Here is a 19,367-nt window from a genome sequence, read left to right as displayed (position 1 = left end):
ACCGGGTGAACGAATGGACAATGAGTCGCGTGGCCCCTCCACCGCGCAAGCGCGGTCCCCCTCCCCGCACTTCATGCAGGGAGGATTTAATCCTAAAACCGATTATCCTGCGGAAAGCCCCGTGGCGGCAGCCTCCCCGCCGTCCCGCGATTGCCGATCCAGTCGCCGAGTTCGGTCTCGGTGCGCGTGCGGCCCGTGTCGCCGCCCATGGCCCAGCTCAGGCCATCGTTCAGCACAAAGGCCAGCGCATCCGATAGGCCGCCATCCTTGTATTTCTGCAGCATGATGCCCTGGCCGCGCGCCATTTCGGGGAGGGCTTCGAGCGGGAAGATCAGCAGCTTGCGGTTCTCGCCGATCGCCGCGACATGGTCGGCGCCCTCGGGGATCGGGCGAACGACGCGGAGCTTCGCCCCGGCCTTGACGTTCGCCACCACCTTGCCCTTGCGCGTCGTGCTGACGATTTCCTCCGCCTTGGCGACGAAGCCCTTGCCCGCCGTGCTGGCGAGCAGCAGCCGGCCGCCCTCTTCCACCTTCACGAGCCCTGCAATCTCCGCACCGTCTTCCACGTCCACCATCGACCGCACGGGTTCGCCGAAACCGCGCGCGCCGGGCAGCTTGTCCGCGGCGAGCGTGTAGATGCGGCCATTGTCGGCGGCGAGCAGCAGTTTGTCGGTCGTCTGCGCGTGAAAATCGAAGGCCGGGCCGTCGCCTTCTTTGTATTTGAGCTTGGCGAGACCGGCTGCGTCGACATGACCCTTCATCGCGCGGATCCAGCCCTTTTCGGACATGACGACGGTGATCGGCTCCTTCTCGATCATCGCTTCCAGGGGGATTTCCTTGGGCGGCGCGGCCTCTTCGAGCGAGCTGCGGCGCCGGCCGAGTTCGGTGTCCGCGCCATAGGTTTTGAGCAGCCCGGCCAGGTCTTTCTTCAGCCGCGTTTTCTGCCGCGCCTTGGAGTTCAGGAGCTTGTCGAGTTCTTCGCGTTCGGCGAGCAGATCTTCGCGCTCCTGCCGGAGTTCCATCTCCTCGAGCTTGCGCAGGTTGCGGAGCCGCATGTTGAGGATCGCCTCGGCCTGGCGGTCGGACAGCTTGAACTCCGCCATCATCACCTGTTTGGGCTCGTCCTCATAACGGATGATCTCGATGATCCGGTCCAGATTGAGATAGGCGATGATATAGCCGTCGAGCAGCTCGACCCGGTCGTCGATCTTGCCGAGGCGATACTCCGAACGGCGCACGAGCACGATGAACTGGTGCGTCAGCCATTCCTTGAGCACCTCTTTGAGGCTCATCACGCGGGGTGTGCGGTCGGCATCGAGCACGTTGAGGTTGAGTGAAATGCGCGTCTCGAGATCCGTCAGGCGGAACAGCGAGTCCATCAGCACGTCCGGCTCAACGGTGCGGCTCCTGGGTTCGAGGACGATGCGGATTTCCTCATCGCTCTCGTCGCGCACGTCCGCGAGGATCGGCAGCTTCTTGTCGGCGATCAGCGCGGCGATCTGCTCGATGAGTTTGCCCTTGGCGACCTGAAACGGAATTTCGGTGATGACCGCTTCCCACGTCCCGCGCCCGAGATCCTCCTGATGCCAGCGCGCGCGGACGCGGAAGGCGCCCCGGCCCGTGCGATAGGCCTCGGCGATGATCTCCCTGCTGTCGACGAGGATGCCGCCGGTCGGTAGGTCCGGTCCTTGTACGAAATCCATCAGCTCGGCCTCTTCGGCCCTCGGATTGTCGATCAGGTGGGTGGCCGCGTCGATCAGCTCGGCGACATTATGCGGCGGGATCGAGGTCGCCATGCCGACCGCGATGCCCGACGCGCCGTTCGCCAGCAGGTTCGGGAACAGGCCCGGAAAAATCTCCGGCTCCTCTTCCTCGCCATTGTACGTTGGGCGGAAATCGACCGTGCCTTCGGCCAGCCCGTCCATCAGGTCGATCGCCGCCTGGGTCAGCCGCGCCTCGGTATAACGCATGGCGGCCGCGTTATCGCCGTCGATATTGCCGAAATTGCCCTGCCCGTCGACGAGCGGGTAGCGCATCGAGAAAGGCTGGGCGAGCCGGACCATCGCGTCATAGACGCTCTGGTCGCCATGCGGATGATATTTGCCGATCACATCGCCAACGACGCGCGCGCATTTCTTGTAGGCGCTGTCGGGGCCGAGCTTGAGCTGGCGCATCGCCCAGAGCAGGCGGCGATGGACCGGTTTCAGCCCGTCGCGCAGGTCGGGCAGAGAGCGCGCCGTGATCGTCGAGAGCGCATAGACGAGATAGCGCTCGCTGATCGCCTCGTCGAACGGCGCATCGACGATCCGGTCGAAGGGATCGTCTGAGTCCGGCGTATCAACGATATCGGTCGTCATGCCGTGCGGATTAGCAGCGGGGTGCAAAGGCGGCGAGTGGGATTTCCACAATTTTCAGGCCGCGCTGCGCCGGTCGGGGCCGGCGCCCGATCGGCCCGACGTCCAACGATACGCATCTCGAATTCCTCCGTTTCGGTGACGGTTGAAGCCCCGGCCTTCGAAACGCTCGATATTGTCGAAAGCAGGGGAGGATCGATGATGTCCATAACGATTCGCGCCACAATCATCGTGGCATTGCTGCCGTTGCTATCGGGCTGCACTCTCTTCGCGCCACGCTTCGACCCGGAACTCGCGGCGCGCGTCGACGACGCCCATGTCCAGGTCGGGCAATTGCTCTCGGAAGCGGAATTCGGACGCTATCAGAGCGCGGAGAGCTTCGACGGCGCGTTGACGCGCTATGCGGAGATCGACGCGAAGCTATCGACCGCCGAGCAGAGCGCCAACGCGCTGGATGCGCCTACCGCTGCGAGCCGCAGAGCGCGCGACCTGCTTGTCGGACAGGTGACGGGATGCCGCACGCAAATGCGCGAACTCGCGGTCATCCACCGGCGAGAGGGGATCGCGCCGAACGCCGGCATTACCGCCAACGCGCGCGTTTCCTGCAACGCCGCCGCCCATGCGGCCCATGCGATGGAGTAGAATGCCATGCCTGATCTTTCGACCTTCAATCCCGGTTCCGTATCCGAGCTACTCGACACGATGATCGGCGAGGTGAGCCAGGTCGCCGGCGACTGGTGGGAAGAGAATTCTGGATTGATGAAAGGCTATCTCGCCGAGCTGGCCGAGGGGACAATGCAGACAGGCGCAGCGTTGGCCGAGGGGCGTATTTCCGCCGAAACGGCCGATGCCGTTCTGCGGGGCCGTGCGCGTGTCCTCGATCAATTGCTCGACCTGGCCGCGTACATGACTCTGGTTCTTGCCCAGAAACTGGCAGACGCGATCTTTCGTGTCGTGGGCTGGGCTATATACAACCGAACGGGGGTCAACCTAGCACCGCATCTGTCGGTGGGTAGCGAATGACTGCGGCAGCCCTTCCGGACGGGGCGGCGCAAACGGACTTGCCCGAGGGTCCTGCAGAGGCCAGTGCCGGCGCGGACTCCGTGCCGGGTCCGCCCCCGGGCACACCGGTCGCCGACCCGCAAACGGAAACGGTGGCCAATGCCGCCGAGCGAAGTGAAGCGGGTACGCTTTTCTCGCTGGCCGAGATCGAACTGACCTGGGTCATTCTGCTCTTTGGCATATTTTCGCTAGTCGCCTTTTACCGGCTCGTCAAATCCGACAATGCAGCGGTCTCGATCCATGCCATGCGCATGTATGTTGTCATCATATTGGTGTTCGGAACCCTGCTCGTGGTTTCCAGCGCCTATCATTCCGAACAGATTGCGCCCGTTGTCGGATTTTTCGGTACGATTGCCGGCTATTTGCTCGGCAGGGCGGAGCGCAAAGATGCTCCGCAATAACCTCATCCGGTGCCGAACGGCCTGTGCCGCCTTGTGTGCCGCATCTCTCGCATCCTGTGCTGTTCCGGCCGGGCGATATGTTGTGAAGAACAACACCGCCATCCCGCTGTCCTGCATGACGATCGCAGGCCGGTCCGGCTGGGAACTTGTCGACCTCCCGCCCGGAGGCGAATGGAGCGTGCTCAACGGCGAGCGGCGCTATTTCTATTGCCGGCAGCCCGTCGACCAGATCCAGTACCGGCTCGTACCGGGCGAGCGCTACAGCCTGTTGCGGGATTCCGAGCAAGCCCCGGTAACGCTGCGGCGGATAGCAGAAGAGAATTGAGGGCACGCATGAAATCGGTCCATTCGATTTTGTTGGCTATCCTGCTCTCAGCGTCGCCGACAATCGCCAACGCCAGTATAGCGGTAGTTCAGTCGCTCGCCAGGGGAGACGGCGTGGTCGTCAAGAACAATTCGAGCGAGCGTTTGTCGTGCAGCGTCTCCTATCGTGGAGAAAGCTGGAGCGATTATTTCGAGCTAACCCCGGGCGCAGAATGGGATGACCCCTACGAAAGCGACCGCGTCTTCTTCTATTGCCAGAGGCCGGTCGAACAACGCGTCTATCGGGTCGTCTCGGCCAATCGGTACATCTTTCTGCGGGAGGAAGACGGAGAAATCCGGCTGTACAATATCGCTGCGCAATAGAAGGCGGCCGAGACGCCGAAACCGTCTTGAAACGAGAACCTCCCCGTAACGCGCGCGGCGCCGGGGAGGCTGGGCGGGGACTTTGGCCCCCGTCAATGTCGCCCGGGATTTTATCCCCGAGTGGTGCGACTCGCATAGCAGATTTCGGGGCAGATTGCACTGGCAAGCCAACGCGCCGTAGCGTCAGCATGCTCTCACTAGCGAAAGACGACCGTCCGCGTCCCGTTGACCAGCACGCGCCGTTCGCCGACCCACTTGACCGCCCGGGCCAGCACCTGCGCTTCGATGTCGCGGCCGACCCGGATCATCTCCTCGACGCTGGCGCGGTGGTCGACGCGCTCGACCGCCTGTTCGATGATCGGCCCCTCGTCGAGATCGGCGGTCACGAAATGCGCGGTCGCGCCAATCAGCTTGACCCCGCGCTCATAGGCGCGGTGATAGGGCCGCGCGCCCTTGAAGCCGGGCAGGAAGCTGTGATGGATGTTGATGCAGCGCCCGGCCAGCGTCTCGACCAGCCCGCCAGACAATATCTGCATATAGCGCGCGAGCACCAGCGTTTCGGCGTCTGCCCCGGCCATGATCGCGAGAATCCGCTGCTCCTGTTCCGCCCGATTTTCGTCGCTCACCGGAAGATGGTGAAAGGGCACATCGTGCCATTCGGTCAGCTCGCGGCAATTTTCGTGATTGGAGACGACTGCGGCGATCTCGACCGGCAGCGCGCCGGTCTTCCGGCGGTGCAGCAGATCGTTCAGGCAATGGCTGGCTTTCGAGACGGCGATGACGATGGCCGGCGGGGCGCCGCCGGCATCCAGCTGCCAGTGGAGATCATACTCGTCGGCGACGGTGGAGAAGGACGATTGCAGCTGCTCGATCGTTTTCGGAAATTTCGCGCCCGCACCCTTGAACTCGACGCGCATGAAAAACCGCCCGGTGTCCAGATCCGCATATTGCTGGCTGTCGAGGATGAAGCCGTCCCGTTCCGCCAGAAACCCGGTCACCGCCGCGACGAGGCCGACCCGATCCTCTGCCGTAATCGTCAGAATATAATTCGACATGCCCCGCCCATCCCGATTTGACCCGTTACCGCCCAATAGCCGTTTGCGCCGGATGGCACCCTTGCCATCATAACCTGGCGCCTAGGTCGTTTCTCAAACCTCTTACCAATCGGCCTCGTACCAATCGGCTTTGGGCAGAGTAACGCCCTCGCGTTCATTGTCCCAGATGATGTGCATGATCCACCAGCGGGTCCCGTCCCAGAACAGATGGATCATGTTCATGCCCTTGAACAGCAGGTTGCCGCCCTCTTCCGCATCGCGCGCCTCATATTCGCTGAAGGCCTGGGCGATATTGCCGAAGCGGAAAAGCTTCCGGTTGGTCTCGATTTCGTAGAAATGCTGTCCCTCGAGCAGCGGAACTGTCGCTTCGATGAAGCCCTCGATATCGAAAGAAAAGAGTATCGGCGTGCCGTCCTCGGCCACCCGGGTGCGCACGAGCCGCGCATCGGGATGATAGAGCTGCCTCTCCAGTTCCCAGTCCTGCCCGCCCGGCGGCCCGGATATGGCCGTGTAGAGTGCCGTTATCACCGCATCGATATCGCTGAAATCCATCACCGTCCTCTCCATACGTCGTCGCCGGATCTCACCCTCCCAGCGCATCCTCGGCCGCATCGAAGGTCGACCTGACGGCAGTCGCCAGCTGCTGTTGCGTAAAGGGTTTTTGCAGCCTGACCGTCTTGTGTGCGCTGTCGAGCGTCGATGTGTCGGACACCGTATCGAACCCGCTGACGAAGACGAACTTAAGATCGGGCGCCGTCTCCAGAGCCCTTTCGGCGAGTTCGTTACCGTTCATGCCCGGCATGACGATATCGGTCACGACAACACGGATGCCTGGATTGTCTTCCAGCGTCCTCAGCGCGGTCTCACCGTCCGGCGCGTGCACCACTGTGTAGCCAAGCTCCCGAAGCAGCTCCACGGTCATCGCGAGCACCTGTTCTTCGTCATCGACAACGAGAACGATCTCCTGCGCGATCCCCATCGGTGCCGAATCGCCGGCGCCCGCCGCGCAGGGTCGCCGCCGCCGCTGTTCATCGCCCTGGAAGCGCGGCAGGAAGAGCGTAATGGTGGTGCCTTCGCCTTCGGTGGAATCGACGGCCATGTCGCCGCCGGATTGGCGCACGAATCCGAACACCTGGCTCAGCCCGAGCCCGGTGCCCTTGCCGATTTCCTTGGTCGTGAAGAACGGGTCGAGTGCCTTGGACTGTACTTCGGGCGACATGCCAGAGCCGGAATCTGCCACTGCGATCGCAACGAACTCGGCCATCATGCCACTGTTTTCGCCTTCGGCTATGCCGCGCATTTCGTTCGACGTCGTGATCGTCAGCGTATCGCCGTCTGCCATCGCATCGCGGGCATTGATCGCGAGATTGAGCAACGCATTTTCGAGCTGGCCGCGATCGACGAGAGTCGGCCACAGGTCGTCCGCAAACTCGGTCCGGATTTCGACCTGCTTTCCGATCGTCCGTTCGAGCAGCGCGCTCATGTCCGCGATCAGCGCATTGGCGTCGACACGCGTTGGCGACAATGGCTGCTGGCGGGAAAAAGCCAGCAGGCGCTGGGTGAGTTCCGCCGCGCGGTCGGCTCCGCCCTTCGCCTGTTCCACGAACCGCTGAAGTGCATCGGGCTTGTCCAGACGGCGAAGCGCCATTTCGAGATTGCCGATAATGATCGCCAGCATATTGTTGAAATCATGAGCGATACCGCCGGTGAGCTGCCCGACGGATTCGACGCGCTGCATCTGGCGCACCGTCGACTCTGCCTTTTCGCGTGCGCTCACCTCGTCCCGTAGCCGGGTGTTGGTAGCCTGCAACTCGGCCGTGCGGCGGCGCACCTGTTGCTCCACCCGTTCCGCCGCGCGCACCTGTTGCCACAGCAAAGCCGCCAGCGAGATCGCGATCATCGCGCCGACAGCGCCGACGATCCACGGCAAGGCAGAGTTTATGCCCGATGAAAAACCGGGCAGCGCGATCACCTGGATATGCCATTCGCGCCCCCCGGCATCGATCGTCCGAACGGTCGTGTAACGGGCGGCTTCGGGCGCCGGCGCCGAGCGGTACAGCAGCCTCTCCTCGGAAGGCGGGCCGTCGAAGATATTGATCGAGATATCGGCGCGCTCGTCATAGGGGAAAATCGAGCCGAAAAGATCATAGGCCCGCAACGGGCTGTAGACCCAACCATAATGTTCGGGCGATCCGGCGGTGGTCTCTCGATACAGGGCCGTATAGACGAGAAAGCCAGGCTGCTTTTCCGGCTCTATTTCCTGCACGAGCTGCACCTTACCGCTGACCGTCGTCCGCTCCGAACGGACGGCAGCCTCCATGGCGGTCCGCCGGGTCTCTTCACTCGTCATGTCGAAGCCGATCGCTTCTCTGTTCATGACATTGCGCGGTTCGAGGAACAGGATGGTAGAGTAGGTGCCGCGCTCGCCCTCGGGCCACGCCTCGACATCGACCTCGCGGGACGGATCGAGGCGGCGCGCCACCTGTTCGAGCGCGGCACGATCGGGCCCTGTGACGGCGAAACCGATACCCAGAACTCCGGGATAATTCCGCTCGAGGTCGAGCCGGCCGATATAGGCCGCAAACTCTGCGGCGGTGATCTCGTCCGTCGCGTCGAAAAAGCCGGCGGTACCGCGTAGCAGGGTCAGCTGCGTCTCGATCTGGTTCTCGACGGCGCCGGCAATGGCATCGGACGTACTCAGGAACCGCTCGGCGACGCGCGCATCGTTCACGCGCGACAATTGCAGCGCAACGAATAACGACGCAGTCAGACCGACAAGCAATCCGCCAAAGACGAACAGCCTTTGAAGACTCACACGCAAATCTCTGTCCTTTCCCCACAAACATCTGAATCGCGCCAGATTCGCATGTACAGAAAAGATCCGATTTCCGACGAAATGGTGCAGAATCCCTTACGATGCGACCGCGCTGTAAGGGAATCCTGTGCATTTTGGACCGAGTCCCGAACTCCCGTCCGGAATCCGGCTCAGTCTCCGGGCCCCACTTCGCGCCGCGGGTCTTCCGGGTCCAGCCGGATGATCGCCCGCATCGGATGCGCCTCGGCCTCGCGCACGAGCCAGTCGCGGAACGCCTTGATCTTGGGCTGATTGCGCTGATGCTCGGGGCAGGCGATCCAGACCGATGCCTGGCCGTAGATCGCCGGGCCGATCTGCTCCAGCCGCCCGTCGGCCAGTTCCTCCGACCATAAAGCCGGATCGAGCATGGCGATCCCCTGCCCGGCCAGCGCGGCATTGCCTTCGACCATCTGGGAATCGAGCCGGATCGCCGGCGCGGGCGGCGCATCGGCGATCCCGAAATGGCGGGACCAGCGGCTCCACCAGCGGTCGTCCGGGCTGAGCAGGCGCGAGGTCATGATGCTCTCCGGCGTATCGAACGGGCCGTAAGTCTCGACGAAGCCCGGGCTCGCCATCGGCCCATATTGCACGCGCATGAGGAACTGGCTGTGGAGCCCGGGCCAGTCGCCCTGGCCCGTGCGGATCGCGACGTCGACATCGGCGCGCGCGAAGTCGATCATCCGGTCGTTGACGTCGAGCCGGACGGCGAGATTGGGGTGATCGAGCTGGAAGCCGCCGAGCCGGGGCGCGAGCCAGCGGTTCGAAAAAGTGCCGTAACTGCTGATCGTGAGCAGCGCCTCGTCCGCCGCGCGGATGCGCTGCACGGCCTCGTTCAACAGGTCGAACGCCGCCGTCGCCTGGGTCGCCAGCGGCGCCGCGTTGTCGAGCAGCGCGACCCGGCCGCGCTCGCGCCGGAACAGCGGCGCGCCGAGCCAGGCTTCGAGCGATTTGACCTGATAGCTGACCGCCGCCTGGCTCATGCCGAGCTCCTCGGCCGCGGACGTGAAATTCTCGTGCCGGGCGGCGGCCTCGAACACGCGGATGGCGGCAAGCGGCGGCAGGTTGCGCATGCACTATCCATAAGCCCTACTTATAGTTGATGTCGAGCCTTTAGTTGGGAAAGCCCCATGCAAAGGCCTAATTCCGTCTCTGCCACCAGATGATCATAAGGAGACTGAACATGCGTGACGAAATGGATTGCCGGCTGTGGAACGCCCATCACGACGGCGCGGGCGACGCGCTGAAGCGGATCGGCGAGGATTGCGTTCGCTGCGTCGAAACGGCGCGGACGGCGCTGCTGCGCAAGCTGCGCGACGCCAGTATCCGCGGGACGATCATGATCGCCGCGCTGCTGGTCAGCGGGACCTCGATCCTGCTGACGGTTACGCCGGTCGGCGCCGCCTGACGGCCCGCCCGCGCAGCCGCGTGCGATTGCGCGGCCCCGCGTCTTTCGCTATAGCCCAATACTCGCCCCGGCCCGCGCGCGACACGAGCGCCGCGTCCGGGGCGCGTTTCTTTTTTGGGAGTCACGCCAATGTCCCGCCGCCGCCAGATCTACGAAGGCAAGGCCAAGATCCTCTATGAGGGGCCCGAACCCGGCACGATCATCCAGTATTTCAAGGACGATGCGACCGCGTTCAACAACCAGAAAAAGGGTACGATCAGCGGCAAGGGCGTGCTCAACAACCGGATTTCGGAGCACATCTTCACCCGGCTCGGCCATATCGGCGTGCCGCATCACTTCATCCGCCGTCTCAACATGCGCGAGCAACTCGTTCGCCAGGTGGAGATCGTCCCGATCGAGGTTGTCGTCCGCAACGTCGCGGCCGGATCGCTGACCAAGCGGCTCGGCGTCGAAGAGGGTACGCCCCTGCCCCGCACGCTGATCGAATATTGCTACAAGGACGATGCGCTCGGCGATCCCCTGATCGCGGAGGAGCATATCGCGTGTTTCGGCTGGGCGAGCCAGGACGAAATGAACGAGATTGCAGACATGGCGATCCGCGTGAACGATTTCATGAGCGGGCTGTTCTCCGGCATCAATATCCGCCTGATCGACTTCAAGCTCGAATTCGGGCGCATCTGGGACGGGGATTATTCGCGCCTGCTTCTCGCCGACGAGATCAGCCCGGACGGTTGCCGCCTATGGGACATGGAGTCGGACGAGAAGCTGGACAAGGACCGGTTCCGCCGGGACCTGGGCGGCGAAGTCGAAGCCTATCAGGAAGTCGCGCGGCGGCTCGGCCTGTTGCCCGAAGGCGCGGCCAACGAAGTGCTGGACCTGGAGGAGCACCGCAAGAATCGCGGGAAGTGATGCGGGTTCAAGTCCCCGCAGTTCAGAAGCTTAGCGCCCGATCTTGTTGCCGCAGATGATGCCGAACACGAAGGTCGCCACGAGCGCGAGCTGCACCATGCCGGTCGGGTCGCGATAGCCCAATATATCGCCGCCGAAAATGAACAGCGCGATAAACATCGCCAGTGACATCAAAACCATGGTCGAAGCCTCCCCGGACAAAACTCCACGCGCCGCGTACAATGCGACAGCATCAGATTAACGATCGAGGTTTTGAAATCCGGTTAACGCCGCATAAGGGATTTGGCAGGCATTGCGCTGCGGTCCGGCGGCCGGCGCATGTGCACAACCGCGCTTCCGCGACCCCTTGCAACCGGCGCGCCATCGACCCATAGAGCGCGCGACTCTAGGGAGACCGATCCGGTGAAAACCCGTATCCATGTGACGCTCAAAAACGGTGTCCTCGACCCGCAGGGCAAGGCCATCCATCACGCGCTGGAATCGCTCGGTTTCGAGGGCGTCAACGATGTGCGCCAGGGCAAGCTGATCGAACTCGATCTCGACGAGAGCGTGACGGACGAAGATATCGAGGCGATGTGCCGCAAGCTGCTCGCCAATATGGTCATCGAGAATTTCGAGATCGAGCGCGATCACAGCGAGGCGGCCTGATGAAAAGCGCGGTCATCGTCTTTCCCGGTTCCAATTGCGACCGCGACATGGCGGTGGCGCTCGAACAGGCGACGGGCACGAAGCCGCAGATGGTATGGCACCGCGACACCGAGCTGCCCGACGGCCTCGGCCTAATCGCGCTGCCCGGAGGCTTTTCCTATGGCGATTATCTCCGCTCGGGCGCGATCGGGGCCAACTCGCCGATCATGCGCGAGGTGAAGGCGGCCGCGGACCGCGGCGTCGCCGTGCTGGGCGTGTGCAACGGTTTCCAGTTGCTCACCGAGGCGGGGCTGCTGCCCGGGGCGCTGCTGCGCAATGCGGGTATCGATTTCATCTGCCGCGACGTCGCGTTGACCGTCGCGTCGAGCCAGACGGCCTTCACGAGCCGCTACGAAGCCGACGAGGCGATCACCATCCCCGTCGCTCATCATGACGGCAATTATTTCGCCGATAGCGACACGCTCGACCGGATCGAGGGCGAAGGCCGCGTCGCCTTCCGCTATGGCGAGAGCGTCAACGGCTCGGCCCGCGATATTGCCGGGATCGTCAACGAGGCCGGCAATGTGCTCGGCATGATGCCGCATCCGGAACGTATGATCGAACCCGCCCATGGCGGCACGGACGGGAAGCGGCTGTTCGACGGGCTAGTGGAAGCTTTGGGTTAAATTGTCAGACCTTCGCTAACGCTCAGGCGCGGCACCGCCCCTCTCCCCCTCCCGGCCTCCCACACGGTAACCTCATTGGGAGGCCGGGAGGGGGAGAGGGCCGGTGCCGCGATTTTGCAAATGCAAAATTCTGACAAACAGAATCTAGCGTTCCGTTAGACCCGTAAACCGCGCCAGAGCGAATATCGCAACCGGCCAGAACAGCGTATTCCAGATATCGTGCCAGTTGCCCGCATAGACCTGCGGCGCGCCGATCGCATTCGTATCGTAGATATCCCAGGCTTCGCCGATCAGCGCGGCGAGCAGAACCGCGAGCACGGGCCGGATATCGCGGAGCGGCAACCGGAAGAGCAGCGCGGTGCCGAAATATACAATCAGCCCGACATAGACGTGCAGCGCATCCTTTGAGAGACCGAAAACATCGAGCAGCAGGAGTTTGAAATCCTGGAAAACGCTCATCAAACGCTCGTCTTGAACGGCGTGAAGCCGGTATGTGCGTCGTACACGTCCAGCCCCTCGCGCCGCTTGAGGAAGCCGACCACGGCATAGGTGACCGGCGTGAGCAGCGCCTCCCACGCGACCTTGAGCAGCCAGTTGGTGATCATCACCGTCACGACCAGCTCCGTCTCCCAGACGCCGTAAAAGGCCAGCGGATAGAAGATGAGGCTGTCGACGCCCTGCCCAAACACGGTCGAGCCGATGGTCCGCGTCCACAGATATCTGCCCTGGGTCCAGACTTTCATCCGCGCCATGACGTAGCTGTTCACGAACTCGCCGGCCCAGAAGGCGATGATCGAGGCGAAGACGATCCGCGGCACTTGGCCGAACACGGCTTCATAGGCCGCCTGGTTCGGCCAGTCCGGATCGGGCGGCATCGCGACGACGACGGTCGCCATTAGCGCCATGAACAGCATTGCGACGAAACCGGCCCAGATGCAGCGCCGCGCCCGGGCATAACCGTACACCTCGGTCAGCACGTCGCCGATCACATAGGAGAGCGGGAAGAAGAGGATGCCCGCGCCGAACGCATAGGCGCCGATGACGGGCAGATCGACATTGGCGACCTTGCCCGCGCCGATCACGTTGGAGAGCAGCAGGATCACGACGAAGGCGACCATCACATAGTCGAAATAGCGCATCCGCCGCCCGCCAAGGTCGGCCGCGTCGATTTTTTCGATACCTGTTCGCTCGCCGGTCGCGTCGCTCATATCGCACCCCCTGCCCCATATCGATCTTGCATTCCAGCCGGTTTTGGCGTGAAAGCGCGCCCATGTATTCGATTTTTACGTCGATGAAGGTGTTCAGCGACCCCTGGGTCGGCCATCCGGGGCTCAACAAATACGGGCTGCACCGCAAGCGGCTGAAAGCCGCGCAGGCGATTTCGAACTTCCGCCGCGCGCAGACGGTGCGCGTGCGCGACGCCGACGAACAGCATCTGATGGATCACGGCTTCGTCGCGATCGAGAATTTCCTGCCGGACGAGGGATTTGCGGCGCTGCGCGACGAGTGCCATGCCGCCGAGCAAGCTGCGCGGGCCGCGACGCCGCTCCCCGAAAAGCCGGAAGTCTGGGGCTTCGGCGACAGCGACCGCCACGATTGGGGGTTCGACCGGTTCGACGGGAGTACGCTCAACCGTTTCATCAAGCCCGGCCCGCTGGCCGCCGCCTTTCCGTGCAACCCGCGTTTCAAGCGGCTGGCGCGGCTGGTGACCGGCAAGACCATGTCGCCGCGCCGCAACTGGATCTACCAGACGGTCAATGGCGACGAAGGCGAAATCCCGGACCAGCAGCGCGAATTCCACCGAGATACGTTCTTCAACTGCATGAAATACTGGTATTTCATCGATCCGGTGACCGAAGATGACGGCCCGTTCGTCTATGTGCCGGGCAGCCACAAGCTCACGCCCGAACGCATCGCCTGGGAAGAGAAGAAGGCCGAGGCCGCGGTCGAGGCGCGGATCGAGCAGAACCGGCGCGGCATGACCGGCTCCTTCCGGATCGAGGAGGAGGAGATGGCGGCGATGGGCCTGTCCGAACCCCAAAGCTATCCGGTGCCCGGCAACACGCTGGTCGTCGCCAATGTCTTCGGATTTCACCGGCGGGGCGACGCAGTGCCCGGCACACGCCGGCTGTCGCTCTATGGCAATCACCGCCCCCAGCCTTTTATTCCGATCGGCTCCTAGCTACAGGAAGCCGGCGCGCGCCCGTAGCTCAGCTGGATAGAGCACGAGACTTCTAATCTTGAGGCCGCAGGTTCGACTCCTGCCGGGCGCGCCAATTATGTCGGCTCCGCTGTGCGCCGAGCCTAGCCTATCGCACGGCAAACCACGGACTGATCCGCATCGTTCGAGTCCCGGCAGTATTACGCGGCCTCGGCAGCGGCGATTTTTTTTCTGATTTGTTTGATCTGATTCACCTGCCAGTCGGAACGCGGCACGAATTTTTCGATGACGCCCCTGGCTTCGCCATATTCTCGTTGACCCAGAAGGGCCCAGGCCCACTCGATGGCCACAAAGCCTTCGGCATCGGCGGGATCGATCCCGGATTCGCGCAACCGATCCAGCGCTTTGCGATCATTGCCGGCCCGGCGAAATGCGCTGCCGACGAAGGACAATATGACTCCCCGTCTCGCCGGGACAGCCTGCAGCCATTCTTGTTCGATGGCCGCGATATCCTGCAGGTCCTTGCGGGCGACGGCGATGTCTAGCCTAGTCCGCCACTGCTGTTGTCCCTTGGGATGGGTTCGGCAAACGTTCGCCGCAACAGCAGCTGCCTCGTCGTAAGCGCCCGTCGCCCGTAACAGATTGGCGCGGAGCAGCTCGGCCTCGACACCCTCCGCAATGGCGAGGATATCGAGCGCCGCCTCCAGGTCCTTCTTTGCATAAAGGAATTTTGCATATTCAAGAGCGAAGGCGGGGGATTTTCGGGCGACGTCGTGATGCTCATCAAAAAAGGCTTCATCATCCAGCGCCCGTGCGCTGCGCGCCTGATCGGCAAGGAACAGAGCGGCTGCGTTCTCGTTCGAAAGACTGGCCTGGGCGGGCAACTGGCGCTCGACGGGATGCGGGTTGCCCGTGAACGCATCGACCATCCTGTCCACGTTGAGCCGGACCATCTCGTTGGACACATGGACCAAATCGTCCATCCATGCGAGACGACGGTCGCTTAGAGTCACTGTCTCATAGCTCGGAAAATAGGTGATCCGGTCGTCCGCTTGCACGACATGCTCGGCAACGGTTCGCAATAGCGACTTCGAATAGCTGTTGGCGGTAATCACGTCGGTACGCCGATGCGTCGCCATCATCGGCACAGGAGAAACGGTCAGGATCACGCGCAGATCGTCACGGCCATAAGCAAAGGCGATGTCCAAGGCGCGCCTGAGATAGTCCTGGCATTCGGCGAAATCGAGCACGTGCAGCGAGAACCGGTCAGCCGATGCGTTTAATACTGTCGGTAAGGGTGCGGTATTCAAATAGGTTTGCGCCTCTTCGTCCCACCACACTTCCGCCAGTCCGAGCGTCATGATCAGAACCCGGCACTCGGCGAGCGACCGCGTCGCTTTCAAGAGTCCCTTGCGACGGGCGATGACCTCTTCGAACGGACCGGGGCGAACACTGTTCACCATATGCAAATCGACAAATCTGTCCTTGCCGACTTGTACGATCGCCTTGTCTTCGTCGAATGGCTGTTCACCAAAAGCCCATGCAAACTCGTTATAGATGGAGGGCGTCCCGAAATTGTTTACGATCTCAGGCGCCAGGCCTTTGAATGCGCGTTTCCGGAACAGGTCGCGCATGGGAATTTTGAAGCCGCGATTGATGAGTTCACCTTCGACATGGCGGGCGAAACAGGAACCTATAGTGAAAATCTTTTCGCCCGGTTCGAGTTGAAACGGCGTATCGAACGCCGGTTTGGCAACCGGTTCGACGCGATTTTCGGTCGTCCGGGTTCCCCATGTGGCAAGATCGTTGGCCTTGCGAATACGCATCGCTTCTGGCCCGTTCAACGCAATGATAGGCATGAGCAGCTATTTATGCCTTGGCGCGAAGACCGCAAGCAAAACGAACGTCCGTTCAGCCGATAACTGTTCGGTAACAGTCAGGAAACGCCGGGAAGCCATGGATCAAGCGGGCGGCTGCAAAAATTCAAAAGTTGATACTCTCGAAGCAATTCGGCAATGCGTTGTAGGCGTCTGACTTGGATACGATGCACAGCATTCAACTGTGCGAACAGCATTTGGGCAGACGGTGACAATTGGTCGTTTCGTGAACGGTGCGCTCCAGAAAACAGATGCAAATTGATAGTCTGAAGGATGTTCTGAAGCTTGCGCAGCTGTCTAACGATCACGACCTCTGGATAAGGGTCGCCAAGAAGTTAATTCTCTACACGAGCCCGTTCGATAACGGAGCGCGCGTCGAAATCGACGAACTGCTCGCGCGATCGATGGTCGCCATGCGATATGGCTTCGACCTCCCGCTTTCCAACCGCGCCTCGATCTGCGCCGTAGCCGCGTACATTCCGACCTGGCAGCTTGTGAACGCTGTTAACGGCGAGACGGCCCCGAATTGGCCGTTCTTGTCGGTATTGGCGAGCATGCCAACTGCGCACAAACTCCTGGCCAAGATCTTGATCCAGGCTGGCAGAGCGAACGATGCTGAGCTTTTCGAGAATCTTGCCAAATCCTATTCGCACGCGTCGGATCGTGCATCGACCTATGACTTGGCGCTCGAAATTTTTGCGACCGGCGACCGTCTTGACGGGAGTCGGAATGTCGATCGCGCCGGCGGCACGTCGTCAGATCGACAGCGATCATCGACCGCACACTTTCTTTCAGCTGCCAGAATCGTCGGGCGCGGACAGCCCGGACAGGACAGTTTGGCGCCTTTGTACGAACGGCTCGTCGCGTCTGAATTCTTGCCACTCAGAATAAAGAAACTGGTGCGATCGTCCTCGGCTCGAGCGTTCGCGAAAAGCGGTATGCCGGATTGTCTATCTGATGCAGATCAGGAGCTGGCCCTCGCCGTGGCTCAACAAATCGGCACAGGTTTGCTCACCAAAGCTCTCGAGAACACAAGGTCTGCGAACGGCCTAAGTGAATTTGGCGATTGGCTGATTGCCAATCCCTTGAGCCACGGGTTCTTGAGATTGATCGTCAAACGGAGACCCGCGCTAGCGATCGATTATGAACACGCTGCAAGAGAGTCCGCGGACCGGCAGACTGAGAGTCCAAGTCAGCAACATCTGTTCGGCACAATGTGCTATGGCAATGCGGAGCCCGAGACGGTCGCGCGATACGCAGAAAGGCAGCGAACCGTGCTCCGGAGGATGTCCGACCAAGGAAATCCAGAGGCAGGCGCGGCGCTTTCGCTGATAGATCAGTGGCTGCGGCGCTACAGAGAACAGAAGGCTTTCGCAGATGCGGCGCCAGATGACGGCCAGCGGGCGATTGCGGAATTCGCGCGATGGCGGCAGATCGTGAAGCTCACGGTCGCAATCGACACGAACCATGAAACAAGCCTGACACTTTTGTCGAGCGAGGCGGCAGAACTCAGTGAGAATGGTGCACTGCGGATCGCGCTCTACAGTCTGCCGAGCCTGGAAAACGCGGCAGAAAGCCTGAAATTGAGCCTCGCCAAAGCGCTCCGCTCTCAGGGTTTCGATATTTTGACGGCCGCGCTGGTCAGCGGCTACGTTGAATCGTCCCAAAGCGCGGCGTTGTTGTTCGGCCGGGCGCTGGATAGTCACAAGAGCCCCGAGGAGCGGGTCTCGATATGGAAATCGTTGACTGAAAGTCATCAGCACCCAGCGGTTCTCGTCTCCTACGCCGCCGCGCTGATCGACGCTCTTCGCTATGACGAAGCCGATGCGGTAATCGCCGATCTTGTCGATAAGCACCCAGAGCAGTCGACCCTGCTTCGAAACCGGGTCTTGATGCTGTCGCGGCAAGGCAAGCTGATCGCCGCAGGAGAGGAAGCGGAGCGGCTGTCCGAACGGTTTCCCGACTGCAACATCGTAGCCGGCGATCTGGTGCGGACGGGTTTCGAGACCGGCAAGCCGGTAACGCTCGCGTTTGACCGAGCAGCGGTCCAAACCGACAATGTCAATTTGTACCGGGCTTTTTCGGATCATGAGCTGGCCGTCGGCAAGGTGGAATCGGCGGTAGAAATCAGAGCCGCCGTAGCCGAGCAAACGCAACAAGCGAACGACTATCACCGACAGCTGAATGCGGTTTTCGCAACGGGGCAGTTCGAAGAAGCGGCCAAACTGTGCGAACGCATGAAGCAACAGTTTCCGGGTGTGCCGGCCTTTTGGAAGAAGGCGGGCCAAGTATGCGAACGTCAGCGCGACTATGACGGGATGCTGTACAATTTTACCGAAATGCTGGCGCTGGCACCGGAGGATGAAAGCGCACGGTCGGCGATCGGGCGATCGCTGATATATCTCGACCGTACACAGGATGCTCTGGATTGGCTGAACGATTGTGCAGACGACCGGGACGAGAGCGTTTGGACCGACACATTGCGCGGCTTCTTGCACGCCAGAAACGGAGATGCCGGGGACGCGAAAAAGGCGCTGGATACCGTCTACGAGAGGTGCGCAAAGGTTATGGAGGCCTATCGCGAGGGCATCGCCCGCGATCCACGCGCCACCTACCTGCTCAACGGGACCTATGCCGATCATCCTAGCGATATCGCCGAACATGTTCATCGATATTTCGACAACTGGACTAAGGCTCTAGGGCACGGTTCCAACGCTCTGATCGGCAATTCGCCCTCGCTGCTCAAACAAGGGCATGGGCCGGCAATCGATGCCTTCGATACCGTGATCCGGCTGAACGATTTCGTCATCGAAGGATATGAGGAGGATCTGGGGACGAAAACCGACTATTGGTATTCGTCCGCCAATCGGCAGGCATCACCGCACCGAGCGAGCGTTGCGCATGCGAAAACCGTTATGATGCAGCCGCATGCCCGACATTTCCCGGATATCGCCGCATTCAGCCGGGGGCGGCTGGGTTTCGAACTGGATCCGGCGAACGCCGGATATCTGGCACCGTGTGTGAAGATGATGAGCGAAAATCTCTCATACCCGTTTCCCAGCAGCGGTTTCCGGGTAATCCAAATTCTCGAGTTTCTGGTTCAATGCCCCTTTACCGCGTTCGGTTTCGATTTCTTCTCGTCAGGAGAAATGCATTATTTCGACCTTGGCGAAACGCATCTCCAAGTGGGCGAAGTGCACGCCATAGATTTCGAACGGGACTTGGTGAATCAGCTAATCGTTCCCCATGGCCGGCACGCGACCTTTCTTTCCTGACCGGGGTCCGGTGG

20 protein-coding genes and 1 tRNA gene are annotated in these 19,367 nt (G+C 61.6%); 12 read left to right on the top strand and 9 right to left on the bottom strand.

The window, feature by feature from the left end:
* Positions 1–92 precede the first annotated feature (92 nt).
* Complete coding sequence (gene parC / locus ACTS1Z_RS01655; protein ID WP_442622692.1) at positions 93–2,357, bottom strand: DNA topoisomerase IV subunit A; 2,265 nt, start codon at positions 2,355–2,357, stop codon at positions 93–95.
* A gap of 195 nt (positions 2,358–2,552) precedes the next feature.
* On the opposite strand from parC, the gene ACTS1Z_RS01650 reads away from it, so the two are divergent.
* The 5 genes from ACTS1Z_RS01650 to ACTS1Z_RS01630 all read left to right on the top strand — a co-directional run bounded on the left by ACTS1Z_RS01650 (position 2,553) and on the right by ACTS1Z_RS01630 (position 4,504).
* Complete coding sequence (locus tag ACTS1Z_RS01650) at positions 2,553–2,996, top strand: hypothetical protein (RefSeq protein ID WP_442622691.1); 444 nt, start codon at positions 2,553–2,555, stop codon at positions 2,994–2,996.
* A 6-nt stretch (positions 2,997–3,002) separates the two neighbouring features.
* Positions 3,003–3,377 carry a hypothetical protein gene (locus ACTS1Z_RS01645; protein ID WP_442622690.1) on the top strand — a complete coding sequence of 125 codons (375 nt, stop codon included), beginning with the start codon at positions 3,003–3,005 and terminating at the stop codon, positions 3,375–3,377.
* The gene (locus ACTS1Z_RS01640; protein ID WP_442622689.1) at positions 3,374–3,817 is read left to right on the top strand and encodes a hypothetical protein; all 444 of its coding nucleotides are present in this window, start codon (positions 3,374–3,376) and stop codon (positions 3,815–3,817) included. Before ACTS1Z_RS01645 ends, ACTS1Z_RS01640 begins: the two co-directional genes overlap by 4 nt.
* Before the next feature lie 82 nt (positions 3,818–3,899).
* Positions 3,900–4,142, top strand: coding sequence for a hypothetical protein (locus tag ACTS1Z_RS01635; RefSeq protein ID WP_442622688.1), 243 nt, complete (start codon positions 3,900–3,902; stop codon positions 4,140–4,142).
* A gap of 8 nt (positions 4,143–4,150) precedes the next feature.
* Positions 4,151–4,504, top strand: coding sequence for a hypothetical protein (locus tag ACTS1Z_RS01630; RefSeq protein ID WP_442622687.1), 354 nt, complete (start codon positions 4,151–4,153; stop codon positions 4,502–4,504).
* A gap of 197 nt (positions 4,505–4,701) precedes the next feature.
* Here ACTS1Z_RS01630 and purU read toward each other — a convergent pair whose 3' ends face one another.
* From purU to ACTS1Z_RS01610, 4 genes are all read right to left on the bottom strand, one after another.
* On the bottom strand, positions 4,702–5,559 hold the full coding sequence (gene purU / locus ACTS1Z_RS01625; RefSeq protein WP_442622686.1) for a formyltetrahydrofolate deformylase: 858 nt from the start codon (positions 5,557–5,559) through the stop codon (positions 4,702–4,704).
* A 102-nt stretch (positions 5,560–5,661) separates the two neighbouring features.
* Positions 5,662–6,114 (bottom strand): hypothetical protein, encoded by a 453-nt coding sequence (locus ACTS1Z_RS01620; RefSeq protein WP_442622685.1) that lies wholly within the window; start codon positions 6,112–6,114, stop codon positions 5,662–5,664.
* 28 nt (positions 6,115–6,142) lie between these two features.
* Positions 6,143–8,374, bottom strand: coding sequence for a CHASE domain-containing protein (locus ACTS1Z_RS01615; protein ID WP_442622717.1), 2,232 nt, complete (start codon positions 8,372–8,374; stop codon positions 6,143–6,145).
* Between the two features lie 170 nt (positions 8,375–8,544).
* Positions 8,545–9,483, bottom strand: coding sequence for a LysR substrate-binding domain-containing protein (locus ACTS1Z_RS01610; protein ID WP_442622684.1), 939 nt, complete (start codon positions 9,481–9,483; stop codon positions 8,545–8,547).
* A 110-nt stretch (positions 9,484–9,593) separates the two neighbouring features.
* Here ACTS1Z_RS01610 and ACTS1Z_RS01605 point away from each other — a divergent pair, with 110 nt between their 5' ends.
* Positions 9,594–9,818 carry a hypothetical protein gene (locus tag ACTS1Z_RS01605; protein ID WP_442622683.1) on the top strand — a complete coding sequence of 75 codons (225 nt, stop codon included), beginning with the start codon at positions 9,594–9,596 and terminating at the stop codon, positions 9,816–9,818.
* A gap of 129 nt (positions 9,819–9,947) precedes the next feature.
* Positions 9,948–10,727 (top strand): phosphoribosylaminoimidazolesuccinocarboxamide synthase, encoded by a 780-nt coding sequence (purC, locus tag ACTS1Z_RS01600; protein WP_442622682.1) that lies wholly within the window; start codon positions 9,948–9,950, stop codon positions 10,725–10,727.
* A 30-nt stretch (positions 10,728–10,757) separates the two neighbouring features.
* On the opposite strand, the gene ACTS1Z_RS01595 is transcribed toward purC, so the two are convergent.
* A complete protein-coding gene (locus tag ACTS1Z_RS01595) occupies positions 10,758–10,907 on the bottom strand; it encodes a hypothetical protein (protein ID WP_442622681.1) in 150 nt (49 codons plus the stop codon).
* A 222-nt stretch (positions 10,908–11,129) separates the two neighbouring features.
* On the opposite strand from ACTS1Z_RS01595, the gene purS reads away from it, so the two are divergent.
* Together purS and purQ are read left to right on the top strand one after the other, a co-directional pair.
* Entirely contained in the window at positions 11,130–11,375 is a 246-nt protein-coding gene (gene purS / locus ACTS1Z_RS01590; RefSeq protein WP_442622680.1) for a phosphoribosylformylglycinamidine synthase subunit PurS, read from the top strand.
* Entirely contained in the window at positions 11,375–12,040 is a 666-nt protein-coding gene (purQ, locus tag ACTS1Z_RS01585; RefSeq protein WP_442622679.1) for a phosphoribosylformylglycinamidine synthase subunit PurQ, read from the top strand. Before purS ends, purQ begins: the two co-directional genes overlap by 1 nt.
* 144 nt (positions 12,041–12,184) lie before the next feature.
* On the opposite strand, the gene ACTS1Z_RS01580 is transcribed toward purQ, so the two are convergent.
* Together ACTS1Z_RS01580 and ACTS1Z_RS01575 are read right to left on the bottom strand one after the other, a co-directional pair.
* Positions 12,185–12,499, bottom strand: coding sequence for a hypothetical protein (locus ACTS1Z_RS01580; RefSeq protein ID WP_442622678.1), 315 nt, complete (start codon positions 12,497–12,499; stop codon positions 12,185–12,187).
* Positions 12,499–13,248 carry a queuosine precursor transporter gene (locus ACTS1Z_RS01575; RefSeq protein WP_442622677.1) on the bottom strand — a complete coding sequence of 250 codons (750 nt, stop codon included), beginning with the start codon at positions 13,246–13,248 and terminating at the stop codon, positions 12,499–12,501. The genes ACTS1Z_RS01580 and ACTS1Z_RS01575 overlap by 1 nt, the downstream gene beginning before the upstream one ends.
* Positions 13,249–13,310: 62 nt before the next feature.
* On the opposite strand from ACTS1Z_RS01575, the gene ACTS1Z_RS01570 reads away from it, so the two are divergent.
* A complete protein-coding gene (locus ACTS1Z_RS01570) occupies positions 13,311–14,222 on the top strand; it encodes a phytanoyl-CoA dioxygenase family protein (RefSeq protein ID WP_442622676.1) in 912 nt (303 codons plus the stop codon).
* Positions 14,223–14,239: 17 nt separating this feature from the next.
* Positions 14,240–14,316: transfer RNA gene (locus ACTS1Z_RS01565), tRNA-Arg, on the top strand.
* 85 nt (positions 14,317–14,401) lie between these two features.
* Here the strand turns inward: ACTS1Z_RS01565 and ACTS1Z_RS01560 are convergent.
* Positions 14,402–16,027, bottom strand: coding sequence for a GSCFA domain-containing protein (locus tag ACTS1Z_RS01560; RefSeq protein ID WP_442622675.1), 1,626 nt, complete (start codon positions 16,025–16,027; stop codon positions 14,402–14,404).
* Positions 16,028–16,329: 302 nt separating this feature from the next.
* On the opposite strand from ACTS1Z_RS01560, the gene ACTS1Z_RS01555 reads away from it, so the two are divergent.
* Positions 16,330–19,353 (top strand): glycosyltransferase family 29 protein, encoded by a 3,024-nt coding sequence (locus tag ACTS1Z_RS01555; RefSeq protein ID WP_442622674.1) that lies wholly within the window; start codon positions 16,330–16,332, stop codon positions 19,351–19,353.
* The last annotated feature ends 14 nt before the right edge of the window (positions 19,354–19,367 follow it).

Source organism: Parasphingopyxis sp. (genome assembly GCF_052168295.1).
GTDB lineage: Bacteria > Pseudomonadota > Alphaproteobacteria > Sphingomonadales > Sphingomonadaceae > Parasphingopyxis.
Note: the sequence above shows the minus strand (reverse complement) of the source record. Positions and strands in the feature narration are given on the sequence as shown.

Excerpts from the sequence above, each read along its gene's own strand:
- parC (WP_442622692.1), bottom strand. The coding sequence starts at position 2,357 with ATGACGACCGATATCGTTGATACGCCGGACTCAGACGATCCCTTCGAC.
- ACTS1Z_RS01650 (WP_442622691.1), top strand. The coding sequence starts at position 2,553 with ATGATGTCCATAACGATTCGCGCCACAATCATCGTGGCATTGCTGCCG.
- ACTS1Z_RS01645 (WP_442622690.1), top strand. The coding sequence starts at position 3,003 with ATGCCTGATCTTTCGACCTTCAATCCCGGTTCCGTATCCGAGCTACTC.
- ACTS1Z_RS01640 (WP_442622689.1), top strand. The coding sequence starts at position 3,374 with ATGACTGCGGCAGCCCTTCCGGACGGGGCGGCGCAAACGGACTTGCCC.
- ACTS1Z_RS01630 (WP_442622687.1), top strand. The coding sequence starts at position 4,151 with ATGAAATCGGTCCATTCGATTTTGTTGGCTATCCTGCTCTCAGCGTCG.
- purU (WP_442622686.1), bottom strand. The coding sequence starts at position 5,559 with ATGTCGAATTATATTCTGACGATTACGGCAGAGGATCGGGTCGGCCTC.
- ACTS1Z_RS01610 (WP_442622684.1), bottom strand. The coding sequence starts at position 9,483 with ATGCGCAACCTGCCGCCGCTTGCCGCCATCCGCGTGTTCGAGGCCGCC.
- ACTS1Z_RS01605 (WP_442622683.1), top strand. The coding sequence starts at position 9,594 with ATGCGTGACGAAATGGATTGCCGGCTGTGGAACGCCCATCACGACGGC.
- purC (WP_442622682.1), top strand. The coding sequence starts at position 9,948 with ATGTCCCGCCGCCGCCAGATCTACGAAGGCAAGGCCAAGATCCTCTAT.
- ACTS1Z_RS01595 (WP_442622681.1), bottom strand. The coding sequence starts at position 10,907 with ATGGTTTTGATGTCACTGGCGATGTTTATCGCGCTGTTCATTTTCGGC.
- purQ (WP_442622679.1), top strand. The coding sequence starts at position 11,375 with ATGAAAAGCGCGGTCATCGTCTTTCCCGGTTCCAATTGCGACCGCGAC.
- ACTS1Z_RS01580 (WP_442622678.1), bottom strand. The coding sequence starts at position 12,499 with ATGAGCGTTTTCCAGGATTTCAAACTCCTGCTGCTCGATGTTTTCGGT.
- ACTS1Z_RS01575 (WP_442622677.1), bottom strand. The coding sequence starts at position 13,248 with ATGAGCGACGCGACCGGCGAGCGAACAGGTATCGAAAAAATCGACGCG.
- ACTS1Z_RS01570 (WP_442622676.1), top strand. The coding sequence starts at position 13,311 with ATGTATTCGATTTTTACGTCGATGAAGGTGTTCAGCGACCCCTGGGTC.
- ACTS1Z_RS01560 (WP_442622675.1), bottom strand. The coding sequence starts at position 16,027 with ATGCGTATTCGCAAGGCCAACGATCTTGCCACATGGGGAACCCGGACG.
- ACTS1Z_RS01555 (WP_442622674.1), top strand. The coding sequence starts at position 16,330 with ATGCAAATTGATAGTCTGAAGGATGTTCTGAAGCTTGCGCAGCTGTCT.